Annotated in this window: 17 protein-coding genes and 1 other annotated feature; of the genes, 13 read left to right on the top strand and 4 right to left on the bottom strand. The window is 47.1% G+C overall.

All coding sequences use genetic code 11. The features are described from left to right. Positions 1 to 108: 108 nt before the first annotated feature. Complete coding sequence (locus ACE3MZ_RS19070; protein WP_411343688.1) at positions 109 to 516, top strand: O-methyltransferase; 408 nt, start codon at positions 109 to 111, stop codon at positions 514 to 516. Between the two features lie 631 nt (positions 517 to 1147). On the opposite strand, the gene ACE3MZ_RS19065 is transcribed toward ACE3MZ_RS19070, so the two are convergent. Then, positions 1148 to 2125, bottom strand: a complete 978-nt coding sequence (locus tag ACE3MZ_RS19065) for an aldose 1-epimerase (protein WP_411343687.1) — start codon at positions 2123 to 2125, stop codon at positions 1148 to 1150. Positions 2126 to 2285: 160 nt separating this feature from the next. Continuing rightward, positions 2286 to 2662: a binding site (T-box leader), on the top strand. A 186-nt stretch (positions 2663 to 2848) separates the two neighbouring features. Between ACE3MZ_RS19065 and trpS the strand changes: the two genes are divergently transcribed. After that, the gene (gene trpS, locus ACE3MZ_RS19060; RefSeq protein WP_411343686.1) at positions 2849 to 3838 is read left to right on the top strand and encodes a tryptophan--tRNA ligase; all 990 of its coding nucleotides are present in this window, start codon (positions 2849 to 2851) and stop codon (positions 3836 to 3838) included. Positions 3839 to 3899: 61 nt separating this feature from the next. Here trpS and ACE3MZ_RS19055 read toward each other — a convergent pair whose 3' ends face one another. Then, a complete protein-coding gene (locus ACE3MZ_RS19055) occupies positions 3900 to 4085 on the bottom strand; it encodes a hypothetical protein (protein ID WP_411343685.1) in 186 nt (61 codons plus the stop codon). 313 nt (positions 4086 to 4398) lie between these two features. On the opposite strand from ACE3MZ_RS19055, the gene ACE3MZ_RS19050 reads away from it, so the two are divergent. The 3 genes from ACE3MZ_RS19050 to ACE3MZ_RS19040 all read left to right on the top strand — a co-directional run bounded on the left by ACE3MZ_RS19050 (position 4399) and on the right by ACE3MZ_RS19040 (position 7455). After that, a complete protein-coding gene (locus ACE3MZ_RS19050) occupies positions 4399 to 5406 on the top strand; it encodes a FecCD family ABC transporter permease (protein WP_411343684.1) in 1008 nt (335 codons plus the stop codon). Next, on the top strand, positions 5406 to 6431 hold the full coding sequence (locus tag ACE3MZ_RS19045; RefSeq protein ID WP_411343683.1) for a FecCD family ABC transporter permease: 1026 nt from the start codon (positions 5406 to 5408) through the stop codon (positions 6429 to 6431). Before ACE3MZ_RS19050 ends, ACE3MZ_RS19045 begins: the two co-directional genes overlap by 1 nt. 73 nt (positions 6432 to 6504) lie before the next feature. Further along, entirely contained in the window at positions 6505 to 7455 is a 951-nt protein-coding gene (locus ACE3MZ_RS19040) for an ABC transporter substrate-binding protein (RefSeq protein WP_411343682.1), read from the top strand. Between the two features lie 729 nt (positions 7456 to 8184). Here ACE3MZ_RS19040 and ACE3MZ_RS19035 read toward each other — a convergent pair. Then, positions 8185 to 9180 carry a metal-dependent hydrolase gene (locus ACE3MZ_RS19035; protein ID WP_411343681.1) on the bottom strand — a complete coding sequence of 332 codons (996 nt, stop codon included), beginning with the start codon at positions 9178 to 9180 and terminating at the stop codon, positions 8185 to 8187. A gap of 365 nt (positions 9181 to 9545) precedes the next feature. Between ACE3MZ_RS19035 and cyoE the strand changes: the two genes are divergently transcribed. Next, the gene (gene cyoE / locus ACE3MZ_RS19030; protein ID WP_411343680.1) at positions 9546 to 10481 is read left to right on the top strand and encodes a heme o synthase; all 936 of its coding nucleotides are present in this window, start codon (positions 9546 to 9548) and stop codon (positions 10479 to 10481) included. 39 nt (positions 10482 to 10520) lie between these two features. Here cyoE and ACE3MZ_RS19025 read toward each other — a convergent pair whose 3' ends face one another. Beyond that, complete coding sequence (locus tag ACE3MZ_RS19025) at positions 10521 to 10862, bottom strand: toprim domain-containing protein (RefSeq protein ID WP_411346852.1); 342 nt, start codon at positions 10860 to 10862, stop codon at positions 10521 to 10523. Between the two features lie 201 nt (positions 10863 to 11063). On the opposite strand from ACE3MZ_RS19025, the gene ACE3MZ_RS19020 reads away from it, so the two are divergent. From ACE3MZ_RS19020 to ACE3MZ_RS18990, 7 genes are all read left to right on the top strand, one after another. Then, positions 11064 to 11513 carry an ATPase gene (locus ACE3MZ_RS19020; RefSeq protein WP_411343679.1) on the top strand — a complete coding sequence of 150 codons (450 nt, stop codon included), beginning with the start codon at positions 11064 to 11066 and terminating at the stop codon, positions 11511 to 11513. A gap of 97 nt (positions 11514 to 11610) precedes the next feature. Beyond that, entirely contained in the window at positions 11611 to 12765 is a 1155-nt protein-coding gene (locus ACE3MZ_RS19015) for a transglutaminase-like domain-containing protein (protein ID WP_411343678.1), read from the top strand. Between the two features lie 184 nt (positions 12766 to 12949). Next, positions 12950 to 14971, top strand: coding sequence for a peptidoglycan D,D-transpeptidase FtsI family protein (locus ACE3MZ_RS19010; RefSeq protein ID WP_411343677.1), 2022 nt, complete (start codon positions 12950 to 12952; stop codon positions 14969 to 14971). Positions 14972 to 15470: 499 nt separating this feature from the next. Beyond that, positions 15471 to 16730: a cytochrome P450 family protein gene (locus tag ACE3MZ_RS19005; protein WP_411343676.1), complete on the top strand. Its 1260-nt coding sequence runs from the start codon at positions 15471 to 15473 to the stop codon at positions 16728 to 16730. Between the two features lie 297 nt (positions 16731 to 17027). After that, positions 17028 to 19049 (top strand): peptidoglycan D,D-transpeptidase FtsI family protein, encoded by a 2022-nt coding sequence (locus ACE3MZ_RS19000; RefSeq protein ID WP_411343675.1) that lies wholly within the window; start codon positions 17028 to 17030, stop codon positions 19047 to 19049. A gap of 503 nt (positions 19050 to 19552) precedes the next feature. Continuing rightward, a complete protein-coding gene (locus ACE3MZ_RS18995) occupies positions 19553 to 20470 on the top strand; it encodes a metal ABC transporter solute-binding protein, Zn/Mn family (protein ID WP_411346851.1) in 918 nt (305 codons plus the stop codon). A gap of 201 nt (positions 20471 to 20671) precedes the next feature. Continuing rightward, complete coding sequence (locus ACE3MZ_RS18990; RefSeq protein WP_411346850.1) at positions 20672 to 21406, top strand: metal ABC transporter ATP-binding protein; 735 nt, start codon at positions 20672 to 20674, stop codon at positions 21404 to 21406. The last annotated feature ends 11 nt before the right edge of the window (positions 21407 to 21417 follow it).

The following is a 21417-nucleotide window of genomic DNA, read 5'->3' as shown; positions in this document are numbered from 1 at the left end:
TATAAAGACCTATTTATTGATGATGTGCTTGCCACTACTCCATAATCACCATATAATGAGTCCGAAGTCCTGAATTTACATGATTGACAGAGAAAGGAAGGGGAACAAATGCCTAAAAATGATTTGTTTTCATTATCCAGACAAGTAGACATTGTGTTCAAAGAACTGGAAAATGAATTGGCGCATCTGGATTCTGGTACAGTATTCGTACAGATCCGCAACAACACGATTGGTAAGTTTGGTATCAAGCATAACCCGATCAGTGGTAGAAACGGAGAATGGAGCGGTCCAGAAGATGGATTGACGGCAATGCAGATCAAATCGTTCCGCCAAATGGCAATTGAATCGCTAAAATTCAAAAACCACTGGACACACGGAGAGATCAGTTACGAATTCGCTGTATCCAAAGGATTAATCATGGTCGACACTGTGATCGAATCTAACTACAACATGGCGAACCACATGATTCGTTATCCAAGAGCTACATACAACGAGGCAAATGCAGAATTGTCGTAATTAGCCAGTATGTACACCGTCGATCTAACGATTGGTGAGAAGCAAGTAGTAGGGATTTAGCTGTGGTAGCAAGGCAATACGTAGCAAGAGGTAGAGTGTAGAAAAGTAGATTGAAATAAGAGTGAAAGCAGAACGAAACTAGAACCAATTTGAAACAAAACTAGATATAACAAGCAATAAACACAAACTATATGAGCAAAAATCATAAGCAGCACTTATTCAGAAGGAACGTAGTTATCAAGCAATTGTTACGCATCTATTCGCAAAGTAGTAACAACAGAATCAAGCGGTACACTAGAACGTATCATACGGATGTACAACCAATATCATAACTAGCACTAAACGCAATACCGCCATTGAACCGGAACAGGCATCATGATTCCTGCCATTATATTATTTTATATTCCTATTCGGCTCGATTGAGCCACATACCCGGTGTGCTGGGATGGAACAATGGATAGCACGATCATATCAAACAAAAGCGACTCCTTATGGAGTCGCTTTTTGTGTGTAGATGGATTCAGCTAGGTCGCACAACGCAATATCGAAGCTATGCAGCAGCCTTGATCCGAGGCAGCAACACAATCGTTTGCTCCGTTACAGCTATGTTTCTGTTACAGCAGTATTTCTATTACAGTTGTGTATATTTCTCAATAACATCCAGCTGTAGATTCAATTCCACCGGTTGCCCGGGATGCAATTCGATCAGACCGGTAAAGTCGCGTGGATGTGTCGAATTCGGTGCGTCCGGCAGACTTGTATACGGCTCGATACATAAGAACTGGTCGCTTTCGCCCTTGGTGTACAATACCCAGTATTTAAAATGATCCGGATCAGCAGAATAGCGCAGCCCGTAACCATCATCGCGTTTCAATTCGGCACTCACTGGACGTTTATCACCAATGCGCAGCAGATTGTCCCAATTGCGATGTTGCATATTCATGCCGGTATTCAGTTCGTCCCATTCCTCCAGCGGCACGACTTCGCCAGTCGGAATCTGCTCTTCATCCTGCAAGAGCTGATTGCTCACCGGGATTTTCAGCGTCCAACGCTCCGGTTCGCCATCTAACAGGAACCAGGTATGTAGACCGAATCCGAACGGAGCGGAGTTTTGCCCCAGGTTGGTAATTTTGAGGCGTTGCATTAGAGAAGTTCCTTGCAATTGCAACGTCATTTCCAGCTTGAGCGGGGTAGGGTATTGCCGAATCCAGTTGGGATCATCAGCCGTTAACAACTCGGTAACGATCTGGCAACCGTCTTCGCTCTCATCAATATCAGCAACTCGCCATGACTGGGTACGATGCAATCCGTGAATATGATTATCGTTAGCTGTATTTTGATCAAACTGATACTCCACACCGTCGAATTCAAAATGTCCACGGCGAATACGTCCCGGCGGCATCAGCATAGGCATACCGAAGTGGTATGGCTTTTGCAAATAAAAATCAAGTTCGCTTTCTTCAGGACGGCGCAAAATCTCGCGGTTTTCCTGTACATCGCGCAGTCCGATTACATTGTTGCCAAGCTTAGGCAGCAGCGTGACTTCGAGCTGTTTGCTTTTGAGAATATAGGTTTCATATTGGTTCCAGGTTCCTTTGCTAACTGTCATTGCGCGGCTCCTTCCTCATCTTGCAGAACAAATAAAGTGCAAATATAGTATCATTATCATACCAGATTTTTTGGGCAAAAAGCGATTTGACATTTGACGATTTGCCAATTATGATGAGTTTCAAAGAACACGCAGCACCAACGCGTATTTTTGTAAATATCGGAAAACGATGATAGAGAAGAGTAGGCAGAAGAATGCTTCTACAGAAAGCCGGTGGGTGATGGAAACCGGTGAAGATGGTTTGCCGAATGGACTCTGGAGTGCCAGGTTGAAGCGGAGATTGCACAGCGATCGTCCTCAGTATGCCGGCCGGCAGCCCGCCGTTAACGTGGCATAAAGGCCGGATCAGAACCGCTGGGTTCAGTTATGAACGGGACAGCTTCACGTTTGGCGTTTGGACGCTGTTATGTGCTTGCGATTGTAAGATGCAAGCATGCGCACAGACTGCTGCGATGTATATACGACGCACAGTTTGCTGTCTGTTTGAGTATTCTTTTCCGGTAAATAAGGGTGGCACCACGGTCACACGTCCCTTGCAGGATGTGGGCCTTTTTTGCGTTCGCCCATATCCGATGATGGTGCAGGCGGATCAATGGGTAAGCCATTCGAACGCGCTGTACATAACAATAGCACGAAGGTTATACATGTCAGCTGAACACTCCTGATATGTAGAATACACACAGCTGTATACGTAGTAAGCCAACGACAAGGGAGGAAATAAGCATGAAAACTGTACTATCCGGCATTCAGCCAAGCGGTCTGTTGACGATCGGTAACTACATTGGAGCCATCCAGAACTTTGTTCAACTGCAACATGAATACAACTGTTACTTTATGGTTGTCGATCTGCATGCGATCACAGTAGCTCAAGAACCAGCAGCACTGCGCGAAGCATCCGAATCGGTTGCTGCGCTGTATCTTGCCGCAGGTTTGGATCCGTCCAAATCGAATATTTTTATGCAATCGCATGTGCCGCAGCACGCGGAACTGGGATGGATTATGACAACGCTCGCTTCGATGGGCGAGCTGGAACGTATGACTCAGTTCAAAGACAAATCCGCAGGTAAAGAAAATATTGGTACCGGTCTATTTGTATATCCGGCACTGATGGCAGCGGATATTCTGCTGTATAATGCGGATCTAGTACCGGTTGGCGATGATCAGAAGCAGCATTTGGAGCTGACACGCGATCTGGCTGCGCGCTTTAATCACCGCTTTGGTGAGTATTTCACCATTCCAGATCCGTACATTCCCGAAGTGGGCGCACGCATCATGTCACTGGATGACGCTAAGAAAAAGATGAGCAAAAGCAGCCCGAACGCAGGCAGTTATATCGCCGTGCTAGACCCGCCAGATGTCATTCGCAAAAAGTTCAGCCGCGCGACAACGGATTCTGGACGCGAAGTGCAATATGATCCGATCAACAAACCGGAAGTGAGTAATCTGATGACGATTTATTCGCAATTTTCGGGCTTGAGTCTGGCGCAGGTAGCTGACAAATTCGAAGGTCAAATGTACGGAGGATTCAAAAAGGAATTGGGCGAAGTGGTTGTTGCTGGTCTGGAACCGTTGCAGCAGCGCTACAAAGAAATTCGTGAATCCGGCGAGGTACGCGACATTCTCCGCCAGGGCGCACAACATGCACAAGCCTCAGCGGAGAAAATATTGACTGGCGTCAAAGAGAAAATGGGCTTTTTGCCTGTATCGCGATAAGCGGTTGTATGCTCTGCTGGGCAATGCAGCGCTGCAAGAACATACGGATCATGCGTATCGGTCAGGCAGGGTGATTCCCGCTACGGCGTTGTTGTTTGGCTTTGATGACAAAGCCCCAGCCAATATTGCCAATAGCAACGACACCAAGCAAAATGGCGAGCCAGGCAGAGTACGAAATAGCAACAGCACAGAATAACAACAGAATAATGGAAGAAAAGGCAAACCAGGCGGAAAGAATCTTGCTCATAGCGATGACAGCCTCCTGAAATAAATAAGATGGATGAGAGCGGGTGTTGGTTCGATTTACCCAAATGGGGTGAATCGGAACACACCTGCTTTTTACATGATACAGTCTCGACAGCATATAATATACATCCCGAAGCAGAAGTCATGTAAGCGTATTACAAGACTTCTGTTTTCTATTTTGCCGTAGTTTGAGAAGATGGTCAAGCCAAACGAAAGCCAGAATGACTATATACAAATGTCGGGAATACGTTATAATAACGATGTTATAATGATAATGATTCTCACTATTAATTGGAAGAAAGCGGCGGTATGCTTTGAGTAGATTACACAAACAACTGAAAACAGGCATCTGGTTTGCCTGTGCTGTAGCCGGGCTATTGCTGTCCGTCTTTTTTGCCATTTCGTATGGAGCGAAGGAATTGACGCTGTCGGCTGTATGGTCGGCGGTTTTTCATTATAACCCGGCGGCTACGGCGGATCAGATTATTTATAATCTGCGTTTGCCACGCGTCATCGGGGCAGTCATTGTCGGTATGGCATTTGCTGTTGCCGGTGCAGTCATGCAGGGGGTCACGCGTAATCCGATGGCGGATACTGGCGTGCTCGGTATCAATGCCGGTTCGTCGTTGGTGGTGGCGTTGAGCTTTGCCTTTTTGCCGACATTATCGTATTCGTCGCTCATGCTGATGTCCTTTGTCGGAGCGGCGCTGGCGACGGTATTGATCGTTGCATTGGGCGCATCGACACCGGGCGGGCTGAACTCGATGAAGTTGACAGTAGCCGGAGCTGTGATTGCGGCAATGCTGCATTCACTTAGTACGGGCATTGCTATCTATTATGATCTCAGTCAGGATCTGGCATTCTGGTATGCAGGGGGCGTCGGCGGGATTAGCTGGGATCAACTGAAGCTGTTAGTGCCAATCATTGTACTAACGACGATCTGGGCGATCACGCTGGGCAGACCGATTACCTTTCTGGCACTTGGTGAGGAGTCGGCGGTTAATCTAGGTGTACGGGTACGATGGATCAAAGTGCTGGCACTGATTGCTGTCGTGATTCTGGCAGGGGTATCGGTATCGGCAGCAGGCGCGATCAGCTTTGTCGGGCTAGTGATCCCGCATATTGCACGCCGCTTGATCGGTGTTGATTATCGGTTGATCATTCCGTTTTCCGCATTGCTGGGTGCGATGTTGCTCGTCTGGGCGGACTTTGCATCACGGATGGTACAGCCGCCGCGTGAATTTGCGATTGGAGCGATGGTCGCAATGGTCGGTGTTCCATTCTTCCTTTATCTGGCGCGCCGGGAAGGGAGGGGACTGTGATGGATCTACATAGCGTACAGATGAAAAGAGCTCGGCGCGCATGGCTCGTTAGTCTGCTGCTCATCGTTGTGTCGTTGCTAGTTGTACTCGTCAGTCTCAATACTGGCACAATCCGCTTGTCTCCGCTGCGCGTACTGTCCACATTATTTGGCTCAGGTAGCAGGCAAGAGCAACTGATTTTGTTTGATTATCGGCTGCCGCGTATTCTCATTACGATGCTAGCGGGAAGTGGCATTGGGATTGCTGGAGCGATTTTGCAGGGAACGTCGCGTAATTCGCTCGCTGATCCGGGTATTCTTGGTATTCATGCCGGAGCCGGGTTGGGCTTGATTGTGTATGTGTCTTTTTTCCGTACATTGGAAGGTTCGTCCTCAATCTGGATACCGATCTTCACCTTTGTCGGTGGTACGCTCACAGCATTGCTCATCTTCACCCTTGCCTATGACCGCAGACGCGGATTGTTGCCCATTAGGCTTATACTGGTTGGCATTGCAGTAGCGGCGGGTATCAGTGCACTGACACTGCTGTTATCGCTTCGGTTGAACGAAGACACGTACAGCTTTACCGCGACTTGGCTGGCGGGCAGTGTATGGGCGCGCGATTGGATTCATGTGTGGACGCTATTGCCGTGGATCGTGCTGATTGTACCGTGGGTATATTATCGTTCATCCCGACTTGATTTGTTCGCGCTTGGAGATGAACTCGCACTAGGCGTGGGCGGTCATGTCAGTCGCAGCCGGATCGAAATGCTGCTGCTGGCGGTGGCTCTGTCGTGTGCGAGTGTAGCGATGGTCGGTTCTATTGGCTTTATCGGATTAGTCGCGCCGCATATTGCGCGTCGTCTGACCAGTGCGCAGCACAAATATTTTCTGCCTGCTGCCGGATTGATCGGACTGGTCATTTTGCTAACAGCGGATACGATTGGACGCTCGATTTTCCAACCGAATGCTGTTCCTGCTGGTGTCGTCGTATCGGCGATTGGGGGACCGTATTTTCTGTATTTGCTGTTCCGAAGTAAATTTTGAACAGAGATTATGTTTTGAAATGTAAACAGGCAATACAACTATAAATAAGTATCCATTTGGAGGAGTAAGAGACATGTTGAAAAAGGTACATCTATTTATCGTATTGGGGCTGCTGATTGCTCTGCTGGCAGCATGCGGTCAGAGCGCAAGCACGACCGAAAGCAGCGCTACTGGTGAAGCATCATCCAAAGTTAAAACCGAGAATGGCACTATTACACATACAGCCGACGCACGCGTTGCATCGCTGTCCATTCATGTCACCAATGATTTGTTGGCATTGGGCATTCAGCCTGTCGGTTCGGTCATTGGCGGCGATATTAAAGACTTCCTGCCACATGTAGCGGATCAATTACAAGGTACTACCAAACTAGGCAAAGCCGATGATCCTGATATGGAGGCATTGCTGGCGTTGAATCCGGATGTAATCTACGTCGACGAATCCATTTCCGGCACAGACCTTTCCAAATTCGAGAAAATCGCACCAACCATATCCATCAACATGGACGAAGGCACATGGCAGGATCACCTAAAACAAATCGCCGGGCATATCGGACTGACTGACAAAGCCGACGCATTTATTAAAGAATACACACAAAAAGCCGATGAAGTCAGCACCCTGATCCATAGCAAACTGGGCGACAACGCCAAAGTCATGGCAATCCGCGCTACCGCCAAAGAACTGCGCGTGATGAGCACCGCTCGCCCACTTGGTCCAATTATGTACACCGACCTGAAACTACAAGCACCAGACATGGTCAAACAAATCTCTACCGACGAACCATTCGCCGTCGTCTCCAAAGAAGTACTGCCCGACTACAACGCCGACGCGATCTTCGTCATCATCAGCAAAGGCAACGAAGCGCAGGCAACCTTTGACGAACTAGAGAAAAACCCAGTCTGGCAAAACCTAAAAGCCGTCAAAGAAAAACACGTCTACATGCTCGACGGTCAAAAATGGCTAGACTACTCATCCCTAGGTCACCGCATGGCACTAGACGACGCCGAAAAACTATTTTCCAACTAACGACAAACGTAAATAACGAAATAAAGAAATAAACGAAATTTAGTAACTCCAACCGCTAAAAGTAACACGTAAGAAAAACGTACAACAATCATCACCACTCGCTGCATGACACACCAACCCATGCAGCCCACCACCCAACCATATTGTTTACGCTCTTTCACACGCTACAACACCAAGTTCCAACTAAACAAAAAAGTAAACAACAAACCCAAAACACCAAATGTAAAAAACACCAAAAGCCCTGATCCGGTCCCAGCACTCCAGCTGCCAAACCAATCAGGGCTTTTTTTGAAAATGATAGAGATACATAACGTTTACTAATCATAATGTACCCATACACGACTAAGCCAATAAACCAACAAACTAGTCACCCAATAAACAAATCAACCAATTAAAATAGTAAACCAGCAAACCAGTAAACCAACAAAATAGTGAACCAGTAAACTAATAGATAATACACATAAAAATTGAATCCAAAACAGTAATCCCGTTTCTACTCCACAGCAATGTTCATGTTCTAATTTCTACTTCCCCTACCAAGTGAAAGCTGAAAATGAGGCGGGCGCAGATAACGAAGGGAAGGAAATAAGGGATAGGGACGACTTTGGAGGGGCGGGAATCTTCATTCCTTCCTAATCCAAAAGATTCCCGCGGCTCCACCGGAGTCCCGTTCCCTTATTCCTTCCCGAAGTGCATGATGCATTCCCGCCAAATCATTTCAACTCCACATCATCCAACATGCACACTCAACCGCTCATTCATCTTATCCGGGCTCAACCAGCCCACATACGAATCCAGCGTATGAAACTCCTTATCCATCACCACAACCGCGACAAACGGATACTGGCGACGATGGCGATAGCGCACATCCGCCCAGCGTACAATATACCCGCCAGCCGTCTGCTCCACCTCAGAAATCGTATACGAGGAAAAGTACAGCAGCGCTTGAATATCCCGATGCTGACGGGACGCTTCAATCGCTGGATGCTGCATCGATGCCACAGCGTCAATCCAGATCAGTTTATTCGGGCTATACCAGCCGACTCGGTAGCTGCCGTCTTGTTTGGCATGCACAACATGCCAGCGGCGCAGCGAAATGGTCGGAATGAGCACATAATGTCCATCCGGCTCCGGTGAGCGTCCGTCTTCAATATCCATGCGCTCTACCTTGCGGGTCAAATACCAGTGTGTCGTCGTCCGCCATACATAATAGACAGCGATGGTCGAATACAACGTAATAAATAGCGGTGCAGGCGGAACCAATCCGGTTACCCACAGCAGCAGCGCCGCAATATGCGTCCCAAAAATAAACGGGTCAAAAATATTAATAATATTCCACGAAATCCACGTTTCGCTAAATGGTCGCACCGCCTGTGTACCGTAGGTGTTAAACAAATCGGTAAACACATGCAGGACAACCGCAATCGCAGTCCACAATACAATGTGCCAGAAGCCTTCATGATGTAGCAGCAGCGAAGTGCCTCCGCCGATCAGCGCAATCCAAAATGCCATAAATGGCAAGGAATGCGTAATGCCGCGATGATTGCGTACATAAGTGGCATTGTCTTTTAAACGTAATATAGTATCAAAATCCGGCGCTTGCGAACCGATGATCGTTGCGACCATAACTGCAATCGCCAGACCGGGGTCGGAAGCGACAACAGGGTCTACATAAGCAAGTCCGGCAAGTCCAAACCCCATGGCAAAATGGGTGGCAGTATCCATTGAATATTCTCTCCTTAGTCATTCGGCGTCTCATCTCGTATGCAATTCCAATTTTGCAATGACGCAGTAGCTTTGCTTCATTTCGCCTGTAGTTTACCATAACCAGTTAGCAAAAACGTGAAACTGAGATTAAAATACGCATCCTTCAACAAATTGTCATAATCGCCGCCATCTCTTGGCAAAGGCAAAGACAATTGCATGGGAGTATGATAAAGTGGATAAGGCGATTTGTACGGATGTATCGGGATTCACCCTGCATCTTCCTATGGAAATAGGGAGTGGAAGAGGTGAGCCTTTTTTATGAACAGCCCTATGTTGTAATCATCGGTTGCATGCAACCTAATGTTAAGGAGGAAGAAGTTCACTTGGATAAACAACCGGGCTATTCTACACTACCGGATTCTAGCTTACATGAAGCTCCGGCTCCAGGCGAGCAAGGAGCAAGCTGGCGTGACTTTATCGCGCTTACCAAACCGGGGATTTTGCGCTCCAATCTGATTGCTACCTTTGGCGGCTTCTGGCTCGCTTCGGGCTGGCATATTCAGTTTGGACATTTGTTATGGACATTACTTGGAACGATGCTGGTAATGGCATCATCGTGCGTATTTAACAATTACTGGGATCGCGAACTGGATATGAAAATGACGCGTACTCGTGACCGTGTGCTGGCAACTGGTCGCCTATCTCCTACTATTGTATTGTGGTATGCGATTGGACTCGGCATCGTTGGCTTATCCGTACTGGCAATATTCGCAGGGCTGTTGGCAGCGGCACTTGGCGCGCTGGGCATGTTTGTCTATATCGTCATCTATACGCTATGGCTGAAACGAAGCTCCACTTGGAGTACATCGATCGGCGGTATATCAGGCGCGATGCCACCAGTGATCGGATACGTAGCGGTGTCGCAACAAATAGATATAGGCGCATGGTTATTGTTTGCGATGCTGTTTCTGTGGCAACCGCCGCATTTCTGGGCGTTGGGCATTCGTCGGGTGGAAGAATATCGTGCTGCGGGCTTTCCACTTTTGCCCGTTGTCAAAGGCATTACTCGTACCCAGTATCAGATGCTACCGTATATTGCACTGCTGATTCCAGTGCCGATTCTAATGTATGTGTACGGCTATACTGGTTGGATCTATATGGTGACTTCATTGGTGCTGTCTGTGACATGGCTGGTGATGGCAATCGCTGGTTTCCAAAAGCAGAACAAGGATCAATGGGCAAAAAGAGCATTTATCTTTTCGATTAACTATTTGACGATAAGCTTTATTTTGATGATGATCGACACGGTGCATCGCTGAGAATGATGTCAGTCTGCGACGAATACGAATAACAAAACTTTAAAAAGGCGGTGCAGGGTAGATAATATATTCGTCTAACCCTGCCTTTTCCAGTTGTGCTGCGACATACTCATCCGGCGTGCCTTCTACACCGGCATACCCGCGACGGGTATACATATGCGTTGCATCTGGAAAGGCATCGCTGAGCACGCCGCGAATTTTGCGACCGGACGAATCGTTATCCAGAAACAGATACACTTCGTCCTGTCCGACCTGCTTGCGTAGCTTTTCCAGCTTTTGCGAGTTTAGCGTGCCAAAGGTGCATAGAATCTGCACTTCTGGTTGTAGGACACGGCGCAATTTACTACGGTCGTTTTTGCCTTCTACGATAATATGAATCAGGGCAATCACCTCTGTCTAAGATTGGAAAGGAATGAACACCTCGTATTCGATGATGTTGTAAGCGGCAAGGCGACTACTGACACCATAAGCATATTTCGGTTATACTATAGACTAGCCAAAAAGCTAGCTACTGAATACCATCATGGACAAAAAATAGATCGTACAGACACCATAGGAAAATGCATATTGGAGGTTATACAGATGGATTGGCAAGTATGGAGCGAATTTTTTAAACAGAATTGGCTGATCATTCTGGTAGCTCTAATTATATTATTTCTCGTGATCAATCTGGTCAAAACAGTGATCAAATGGCTGATCGTGATCATTATCGTCGCAGCGGTCTGTATTTACAGCGGCATCTCGCTGGATCAGATTCGCGATACCGTTACCAATGTAACGGATCAAACGGTCGGTGCATTGCGCGATCAGGCACTCGACGTGATGAAAAATGAAGCTAAGGATGCACGCTTTATTCAAAATGGAGATGGCACGTACACCGTGAAATCGGACAATATCGAGTTTACCGGTGAACCGGGTGCAGGCAAAGTCAGCATGACCTTCCGCGGTGTGCCGCTTGGCGAATGGGACGTGAACAGTACGATTCAATCGGTCATTACGCAGGCAAAGCAAAATACGGCGGCAAGTAAATGAAGAATGGAAGCATCCAGAGTGTTCGTTCATGTGATCATCGAATGACAGAGCATACTGGCAAGCGGTATACAGACCGTCATGCTAGAGGAGGACGTAGATGGAAGTAAAGGATATTGCAGCGTGGTTTGACAGCAGCTTTGTTTCCTGTCTGCTGTATGTCATCGTATTGATCTCGGTGTTGCAAGGCGTCCGCAGCGGGGCAAGTCGCTCGGCAGGGCGTCTATTTTCGTGGGCAGGACGCACGCTGCTAACGGTACTGGCGCTGCTGCTGGCGGCGCCGTTTGCGCTGTTCGTTTCCCCGTATGTGCAGTCATGGGCAGAGCAGGTGTCCAATTCCGTGCCGGACGGCAATTTGCAATGGTGGTGGGAAATGTATTACTCCGCCATTTACCTGATCTCGGAATTCTCGCTGTTACGGTTTGCCGTGTTGTTTATGTTGAGTTATGTCATAGCGAATATCACCTTTTCGTTGTTGGCGGTATTGCTTATTCCAGAACGTCTGCGACGTGGACCCGTTCCGACGGAAGGGCGGCGTTCAGGCTGGCTGAGCCGAATACTTGGCGGTCTGGTCGGATTGCTAAATGGTGTGCTACGCGGTGCGATTGTGATCGTAATTCTATTTATCGCGGTCAGTCTGTATCCCAACAACAAATGGTCGTCGTATGTAGAAGCATCGTCATTATACAATGGTACGGTCAAATCAGTTGTACAGCCGCTGACCGGCTCCTTTGTCAAAAATACGCTACCTGTGTTCACCAGTGCGGTGGAGCAGGAATTGACTGGCATTTTCCAGCGTAAATATGATGTAGTGGATCGCAGCATTCCAGATAATATTGAACAGGCAGCTGCCGAGATTGTCGGTACTACGACCGATACCGAGACGAAAGCCAAACTGCTATATGACTGGGTCGGCTCGCGCGTCAGCTACGACTATGGCAAAGTTGCCGATTATGAGCAGCGCGGCGTCTGGCATGAACAAACACCGGAAGATACATTTGAAACGAAGCTCGGTGTATGTATCGACTATGCTCGTTTGTATGCGGTCATGGCTCGTTCGCAAGGAATTGATGTGCGTGTCGTTACCGGGCTTGGATATAACGGTCAAGGCGGATATGGTCCGCATGCGTGGAATCAGGTGTATGTGCCGAGTTCTGGTCAATGGATTCCACTTGATCCAACGTGGGCATCCGCAGGCAACTGGTTCAATCCACCGAAGTTTGCTGAGACACATGTAGAGCAAAGTGTATTGTAACCATGTCATATCACATCATATGAACGCAAAATTTCTCAACATGGTAATCCATGTGCTAATATAAAGTTTGTTGCATATTCGTGCAGCGCAAGCTGCTGTCGTTCAAGATCAAGAAACACGCAAAACTAAGATTCAAGCAGGCATCATAAAGCAATGCCGCAAGAGAAGGGAAAAGATCCAGCCAATGAAAAAATCGGGTATTGATGAGTCGTCCAAACGCGAACTCAGAAATCAGCGCCAATTCTCTATCCGTCTGAATGTGTTCTTTTTTGCCACGTTTATCGTATTTACCATTCTCATTGTACGACTGGCGATTTTGCAATTTGTGGAAGGACCGAATCTGCGTGAGCAGGAAGCCAGTATCTCCACGAAAAGTACGCCAATCCCGCCGATCCGGGGTAACATTCTGGATGCCAGCGGTACACAGCGAATCGCTTACTCTACTTCGTCCCAATCGCTCTACTTTACCTTGTCCAAAAATTACTCGCTGGAGAAAAATAAAGACGAGTTGTACAGCATTGTTGCCAAGTTGAAGCAAGTATTCAACAAATATGGCGATCCCAACGAGAAGATGACGGCTCAGCAGATCATTGATGCGATGGATATTACCTATAAGAAAAACTACGGCTACACCCCGCGTCGGATCAAAAAAGATCTAACCAACGAGGAGATCGCTCATTTTCTAGAGCACAAAGATGAATTTCCGGGAATTGAAGTCGTGGAAGAAAGTGTTCGTCACTACGATACAGATCGTGTAGCCGTGCAGACGGTTGGCTATCTGCGTCAATTTAGCGGCGTTAGCACTACGATGGATCACTATATTAACAAATCGCGCATCACTGATGCGGATGAGAAATATCTGTCTACTGAGTATGTAGGTGTCGACGGTATTGAGTATGCGTATCAAGACGCTCTGCGCGGTAAAAACGGTCTGAAAACGACTCCGGTCAACTCGCTGAATATCGCAACCGGACGTACCGAACTGACTGCTCCGCAAAAAGGTGACAACGTCTGGCTGACGATCGACAAAAATGTCCAGCTAGCAGCGCAAAAAGCGATTACGGATCAATTGTCCTATTTGCACTCGTATCGTAGTGGGAATGCGTATGCACCCAATGCGCAAACCGGTTATGCAGTCGCTATGGATGTGACTAACGGTAACGTTGTTGCGATGGCAAGTATGCCAGATTACGACTCCAATATCTGGGGCACGTCGCCTTCCAGCGATGAGATCAAGGATATTACACCGTATTATCCAAACGGAACGATCAAAGAGGTGTATCGTGAAGGTCATGCCTCTTCCATGGTATTAATGGGTTCGGTTATCAAACCGCTCACGGTACTGATTGGATTAAAAGAAGGAGTTATTACTCCGTATACGTACTATCAAGATAGAGGATATGCCGAGATCGGTAAAGAAGGGCATACGACCAAAATCAAAAATGCCAGTGGGCACGTATATGGCTCTCTTGATCCAGCTTCGGCAATCCGACATTCCTCTAACGCCTTTATGATTGATGAAGTCGGTATGCCGCTATATCGCAAATACCAAGCAGATTCAGTCAATGTATGGGATAAATACATGAAAGAATTTGGACTGGGCGTTTCGACGAAGAGTGGGCTGCCTGGCGAAAGTGCAGGTTCCGGTGAGTATTTGAATGTCAAAGCTGCGGGTAGTACACAGGCAGCAATGGCATTTGCTTCCTTTGGTCAAGGTGGGAAATATACAACACTGCAACTGGCTCAGTATGTAACAACGATTGCCAACAGAGGTAAACGTCTGAAACCACAGATGGTTAGCAAAATTACGGACTCGGAAGGCAATGTGGTGAAGCAATTCAAGGCGCAGGTTGTGAATACGGTTAGTTTCCCAGATGAGTATTGGAACACCGTGATTAGAGGGATGCAAACGGATGTACAGGTATTCGATGATTTCCCTTACGCTATCGCGCGTAAAACAGGTACATCTGAGCAATCCATTTATGGACACAATGTCGATAATGGTGTATTTATCGCTTTTGCTCCACGTGATAATCCGAAACTGGCTGTCGCTGTCGTGATTCCCGAAGGTGGCTTTGGTGCGCAAAGTGCTGCGCCAGTCGCTCGTAAGATTTTCGATGCTTATGATCAGGAATACGGTCTGGATGGCGTACCGAAAAAACAATCGACAGATGCGAATGCGGATAGCACGAACACAAGTCAATAATAGTATAATCAGCCAACAGATCACGATTTAGCATCAGTTCGTCAAAGCACAAAAAGAAGCAGGCGATACGCTTGCTTCTTTTTTGTTTATTCTAAGATCTGAAAGTACATTCTATATGTAGAGTGAAAAATACTTATTATCAAAAATACATATGTTAATTTATACTAAGTAATTATTATCATTTTTATGCGGAATGGGTAGTCTGAAGGCGTACACTGATCCAAAGTAAAAAAGCATGTTATACAAATCCATATAAAAGTAGCAAGTATCTGTTCAAACGATATACAGCAAGGGATGCGGAGAATGATGTGTCTATTTTAATCCCTTCAAACACTGGGTAAAATGGCATGCTCACTTCTAATCACACTAACAGTAAATGAGTGCTATGTTACGTTTTTGCGAAAAAAAGGAAACTTGCGATTGATTTTAGGTAGGTTTACTATTTATTTCACGGGAGAGACTCCTGCATTCACATCAAAACAACAGGAGGTTATTCATTATGGATCCATCCAATACGCAAGTATCTGACAAAGCATTTCGTATCTTCAAAGGTGAGGCAGGCGATAATCCATTTCCAGCCATTGCGGAAGTACGTGGTGTCGCACCCGTTGTTCCGATTGCTTCGCCGTGGGGATTGTCGGAGCGTCCGGCATGGCTCGTTACACGTATGGAAGAGGCGATAGCTGTGCTGAAGGATCGCAATCATTTTACGGTCGATCCAGCATTGATCGAAGGATACGAGCCGCCGAATCGCGCATTGAAGCAGCAGGCGGATCCGTCGGGTCCAGCGACCTTCTTTACTGGCAAATCGATGCATACGTCCGACGGTATGGATCATCGTCGATTACGTGGGCTGGTATCCAAGGCATTTACGCCGCGGTACATGGAAGGTCTTAGACCGAGAGTGCAGCAAATTGCAGACGAGCTGCTGGATCAGGTGCAGGAGCAAGGGCATATGGATCTGGTCAACGATTATGCTTTTTTACTGCCGATTCGGGTAATCTCGGAAATGCTGGGTGTACCAAAGGAAGATCATATTCGCATTCAGGAATGGTCGGATGCGCTGGCAAGCGGTCTGGGACTTGGTAAAACCGATCCCGGCGTCGCTGACAATATGCGCAAATTTGGTGAATATACGCTGCAACTGGTTGAGCAAAAGCGTAAGCATCCACAGGATGATCTGATCAGTCAATTGATTGCGATTGAAGAAGAAGGCGATAAGCTGAGCGTAGATGAATTGACCTCAATGATCACATTACTGATCTTTGCTGGGCATGAGACGACATCCAATCTGATTGCGACCGGTATGCTGATGCTGTTCGATTACCCAGAGCAATTAGAAAAGCTCAAAAACGATCATAGCTTGATCCCGAATGCGATGGAGGAGCTACTACGTTTTAACGGTCCATCTACAATTGTCGGTCCACGTTTTGCTAAAGAAGATATTGAGCTTGGCGGTCAACAGATTCAGAAGGGCGATACAGTGATCGTTTTCAATAAATCGGCGAATCGGGATGAGCATCAGTTTGAGCAATCCGAGGAATTGGATATTACACGCGATATTAACCGCCATCTCGCATTTGGTAACGGTGTGCATATGTGTCTGGGTGCTCCGCTGGCACGGGTGGAAGGGGATGTGGCATTTACGACATTGCTGCAACGCATGCCGAATATTCGACTGGGCATTCCGCGCGACGATATCGTCTGGCATTTCTCGCTGTCGTCCCAAAGTCTGGCTTCGCTACCAGTTACATTTTGAAGATCGGTTCGTACATTGGGAGATAGAATATAATGAGCCTCGGAAGGGAACTTCCGGGGCTTTTGCATCTAAAACGTTAGAACATGATTCATAAGGTATGACCTTCTCCATTTTGCAGGTGAGATAAGGTATTACACATATTTTGCTTAGGATGTTGAATGGCATTTGTTCTTGTTCACACATATGCTAAAATGAAGAAACAACTACATATTATGGAATATGAAAATTGTTGAATATGAATCATATACCTGTCGCTTGATTTTATATTTTGTAGCAAATAGGAGGTTTACCCAGTCGATGAAAAAATGGAATTCGACCGATTCGGAAGAATTTGAAGAGAGTCACCGGCGGCAGTTTTCGATCCGTTTGAATATTTTCTTTTTTGCCACGTTTCTGATCTTTAGTGTGCTGGTCGTGCGACTGGCAATTTTACAGTTTGTGGAAGGTCCAACCTTGACGGAAGCGGAGTCCAGTATCGTGAACAATGAGACGCCGATTATGCCAAGCAGGGGCATCATCTACGATGCGTCGGGCAGTAAAATTGCGTATTCGTTATCGACGCAATCGCTTTATTTTACATTAAGCAAAGACTATCGTCTGGATGAGAATAAAGATGAATTTTTGAAAATTGTCGGCGATCTGAAGCGGGTATTCAATACATATGGCGACCCGAACAATAAGATGACTGCCGATCAGATTATCGAAGCGATGGATATTACGTATCGTAAAAACTACGGCTATACTCCGCGTCGAATCAAGAAAGACCTGAGTAACAAAGAAATCGCTTATTTCTTAGAGCATAAGGACGAATATCGAGGAATTGAAGTACGTGAAGAAAGTATCCGCGAGTATAGCCCGGATCGTGTAGCTGTGCAGACGATTGGCTATTTGAAAGGATTTTCCGGTGTAAAATCCAGTATGAACAAATACAAAAACCGCGCGCGTCTTAGCGGAACTGATGAACGGTATATGGATACCGAACTGGTCGGTGTAGACGGATTGGAATATACCTTCCAAGATGAGCTGCGCGGCCAAAATGGCGTTCGCAGCACGCCAATCAATGCACTCAATCGTGTAGACGGACGATCAGAGCTGACACCGCCGCAAAAGGGCTACAATCTGTGGATGACGATTGATAAAAATGTACAGCTGGCTACTCAGCAGGCAATTACGGATCAAGTGGCATTTCTGCGTTCGTATCGTAGCGGTACTGCTCATGCTGCCAACGCGCTGACTGGGTATGCAGTGGCGATGGAAGTCGATACAGGGAATGTCGTTGCCATGGCAAGTATGCCGGACTACGATCCGATGATCTGGTCGCAGTCACCGACAGCTGAACAATTGAAGGCGATTGAACCGTATTATCCAAACGGTACCATTCGGGAGATTTACAATGGCAGACGTGCTTCGTCGCTTGTGCTGATGGGCTCGGTTATTAAGCCGCTTAGTGTACTCATTGGGATGAAGGAAGGATTTTTTGGACCTTATGCAGGTTACTATGATCGCGGCTATGCTGAGTTTGGTAAAGCAGGCTACGAAACCCGAGTCAGAAATGCATTGGGTGAAGTATTAAGCTCATTAACTCCTTCAAGGGCTATTGAGAAATCTTCTAATGCGTTTATGATCGATATGGTCGGTAAACCGCTGTATAGCAAATATGGCAATGAGTCAGTGAATGTATGGGACAAATATATGAAAGAATTTGGACTCGGTGTAGCGACACAAAGCGGTCTACCTTACGAGAATCCCGGACGTGGTGAATATACGAATATCAAAGCTGCCGGTAGTGCACAGGCGGCGATGGCATATGCTTCTTTTGGTCAGCAGGGGCGTTATACTGCATTACAATTGGCGCAGTATGTAACTACAATCGCTAACCGAGGCGAGCGCTTAAAGCCTCAGTTTGTCAGCAAAATTACAGATGCCAAAGGCAATACGGTCAAAACATATGGACGTGAAGTGCTTAACACCATTAATTTCCCAGCAGAAGACTGGAACGTAGTTATTAACGGAATGCGCAGTAAAGTGGAAGTACTGAACAACTATCGCTATGATGTTGCACGCAAAACAGGTACATCCCAGCAATCCGTATACGGCAAAATTGTCGATAACGGTGTGTTCATCGCCTTCGCCCCACGTGATAACCCGAAACTTGCTGTCGCAGTTGTTATTCCAGAAGGTGGCTTCGGTTCTCGTAGCGCGGCACCAGTTGCGGTCAAAATCTTTGACGCTTACGATCAGGAGTATGGTCTGGACGGTGTACCGAAGAAAACGCAAAATCAAAACGCCGATGCGCAAGCGGATGATCCCCAACAGTAAGCTTTCGCCCACTTCTAATGAATGTCAACATTTTCGACATAGACCGTCTTACGTACATGCAAAAGACGAATAACAAAAAGATACAGAAAGTGAGCTGAATCAAGCCTGTTTGTCCTTTTATAGACAAACAGGCTTTTTCTATTGTCTTGAAATGAATATGTTCAAAATTACATTCTTGTTTTTTCTTTCCCTACACCTTAAAATTTGCACTAAGGAAACAAATATGGTGTATATAAAAATAAAGTCATAGAGGAAACATTGAGTTCATACATTCCATCCATAATCAAAAGCGAATGACGAAAGGGGAATCATTTATGTACAACAAGCAATTGCCATCCCAATCATCCTCCCAACATTCTTCTCATGCATCAGCAGATGCTGTACATCATGCGCAAACAGATCAACACGTTCAGACTGGCAAACAAAATCAAGCTATGGAGACTTTATCGTCAGCGGTAGTAATACGTCATATCCAGTCTGTTCGCACATGGCGTCGTCGTTGGATGCAGTCTGCCATGCTCATTGCTCTGATTGTCGTCCTTGCCGGGTGCAGTAGTGGACAGGCAGCGGGTGAACCGGAAGATGGCATTTTGCATATTACTGCCACTACTGGCATGATTGCCGATGCCGCGCGAGAAATAGGCGGCGAGCATGTGGAGGTTGTCGGTCTGATGGGACCGGGCGTCGATCCGCATATGTACAAAGCGTCTCAAGGCGATATTCGCAAGCTGGACGATGCCGATTTGGTGCTGTACAACGGATTGCATCTGGAAGGCAGCATGACCGACATTTTGGAAAAGATGAGCGATACGCGACAAGTTGTTGCGATCACCGACCAGATCGAGCCAGAGCGCCTACGTCAAAGTGAGGAAAATGCAACCGAGCATGATCCGCACATCTGGTTTGATGTTAGTTTGTGGATGAGTGCGGTTGAACGTGCTCGCGATGCTATGGTAGCTGCCGATCCTGCTCATGCAGATGCTTATCGCAGCAATGCGGATACGTATTTAAAAGAGCTGGAGCAGCTGCATACCGATGTACAACAGCAAATTGCGAATATTCCGCAGCAAAGTCGGGTGCTGGTCACCGCCCATGATGCTTTTGGATATTATGGCGATGCTTATGATATTGAAGTACGCGGCTTGCAGGGCATCAGCACCGCTTCGGAATATGGCTCCAAAGATGTCGTCGAGCTGCGCAATATGTTAGTAGAACGCGGTATCAAAGCTGTATTTGTCGAGAGCAGCATCCCGGCACGTTCGATGGAAGCTATCATTGCCGGAGCCGCAGAGCAAGGTCATCAGGTAAGCATTGGCGGTGAATTGTACTCCGATGCCCTTGGCGCTGCTGACAGTGAAGCAGGCACATACGTAGGCATGGTCAAACACAACACCGCAACGATCGTCAATGCGCTGAAATAACATATTGCATCGAAAGAGCATAGGATCGATCCATAGCTGAATCGTAACGATCAGCAAATAGTATCCTATGTAGAAACGTTCATCATACCAATCACGAGCAAGGAGGGTCATTCCATGACTACATCATTCACTGCATCAACCGCAACAGAGACTACGAGCAGGTCTATCTCTGCAAATGATTATCCGCTCCGTGTAGAGAATATGACGGTTAGTTATCACAAAAAGCCTGTCGTGCAAAATGTCTCTTTTACACTGGGCGAAGGTCGGCTCATCGGTCTGCTTGGACCGAACGGTGCTGGTAAATCAACGCTGCTCAAAGCGATGCTGGGATTAGTACCAACGCTCAGCGGACAGGTACACATTTATGGCAAGCCGTATACGGAGCAGCGCAAACGGATCGGTTATGTGCCGCAGCGCGAATCGGTCGACTGGGATTTTCCGACGCATGCGCTGGATGTTGTACTGATGGGCACATATGGACGACTCGGCTGGTTCCGTCGTCCGGGCAAACGGGAAAAGGAAACCGCAATGGAGTGTCTGCGTCAGGTTGGTATGGCAGACTATGCGGATCGTCAGATTAGCCAGTTGTCTGGCGGACAGCAGCAGCGTATCTTTCTGGCGCGAGCACTGGCACAGCAGGCGGATTTGTATCTGATGGACGAACCGTTTGCCGGTGTAGATGCCACAACGGAAAAGGCGATCATCACACTGCTGGAGCAGCTCAAGCAGCAAGGCAAAACGGTGCTTGTTGTGCATCATGATCTGTCGACGGTTGCATCGTATTTTGACGATGTGCTGCTGCTGAATCGTGAACTGATCGCAGCTGGTCCGGTTAGTCAGAACTTTACAGCCGAGACCCTACAACGTGCGTATGGCGGTAAAATTACATTTCTGCAACATAATGATCAAGGCGGCATGATCATCGCCGGCAAATAAGGAGGGATACA

The organism is Paenibacillus sp. WLX1005 (assembly GCF_046603685.1).
Lineage (GTDB): Bacteria > Bacillota > Bacilli > Paenibacillales > Paenibacillaceae > Saccharibacillus.
The sequence above is the reverse complement of the archived record's forward strand: the minus strand, read 5'-3'. Positions and strand labels throughout refer to the sequence as shown.

What these genes read in the sequence shown, in the direction of transcription:
- ACE3MZ_RS19070 (WP_411343688.1), top strand. Translation starts at nt 109, where the DNA reads ATGCCTAAAAATGATTTGTTTTCATTATCCAGACAAGTAGACATTGTG.
- ACE3MZ_RS19065 (WP_411343687.1), bottom strand. Translation starts at nt 2,125, where the DNA reads ATGACAGTTAGCAAAGGAACCTGGAACCAATATGAAACCTATATTCTC.
- trpS (WP_411343686.1), top strand. Translation starts at nt 2,849, where the DNA reads ATGAAAACTGTACTATCCGGCATTCAGCCAAGCGGTCTGTTGACGATC.
- ACE3MZ_RS19055 (WP_411343685.1), bottom strand. Translation starts at nt 4,085, where the DNA reads ATGAGCAAGATTCTTTCCGCCTGGTTTGCCTTTTCTTCCATTATTCTG.
- ACE3MZ_RS19045 (WP_411343683.1), top strand. Translation starts at nt 5,406, where the DNA reads ATGGATCTACATAGCGTACAGATGAAAAGAGCTCGGCGCGCATGGCTC.
- ACE3MZ_RS19040 (WP_411343682.1), top strand. Translation starts at nt 6,505, where the DNA reads ATGTTGAAAAAGGTACATCTATTTATCGTATTGGGGCTGCTGATTGCT.
- ACE3MZ_RS19035 (WP_411343681.1), bottom strand. Translation starts at nt 9,180, where the DNA reads ATGGATACTGCCACCCATTTTGCCATGGGGTTTGGACTTGCCGGACTT.
- ACE3MZ_RS19020 (WP_411343679.1), top strand. Translation starts at nt 11,064, where the DNA reads ATGGATTGGCAAGTATGGAGCGAATTTTTTAAACAGAATTGGCTGATC.
- ACE3MZ_RS19015 (WP_411343678.1), top strand. Translation starts at nt 11,611, where the DNA reads ATGGAAGTAAAGGATATTGCAGCGTGGTTTGACAGCAGCTTTGTTTCC.
- ACE3MZ_RS19010 (WP_411343677.1), top strand. Translation starts at nt 12,950, where the DNA reads ATGAAAAAATCGGGTATTGATGAGTCGTCCAAACGCGAACTCAGAAAT.
- ACE3MZ_RS19005 (WP_411343676.1), top strand. Translation starts at nt 15,471, where the DNA reads ATGGATCCATCCAATACGCAAGTATCTGACAAAGCATTTCGTATCTTC.
- ACE3MZ_RS19000 (WP_411343675.1), top strand. Translation starts at nt 17,028, where the DNA reads ATGAAAAAATGGAATTCGACCGATTCGGAAGAATTTGAAGAGAGTCAC.
- ACE3MZ_RS18995 (WP_411346851.1), top strand. Translation starts at nt 19,553, where the DNA reads ATGCAGTCTGCCATGCTCATTGCTCTGATTGTCGTCCTTGCCGGGTGC.
- ACE3MZ_RS18990 (WP_411346850.1), top strand. Translation starts at nt 20,672, where the DNA reads ATGACGGTTAGTTATCACAAAAAGCCTGTCGTGCAAAATGTCTCTTTT.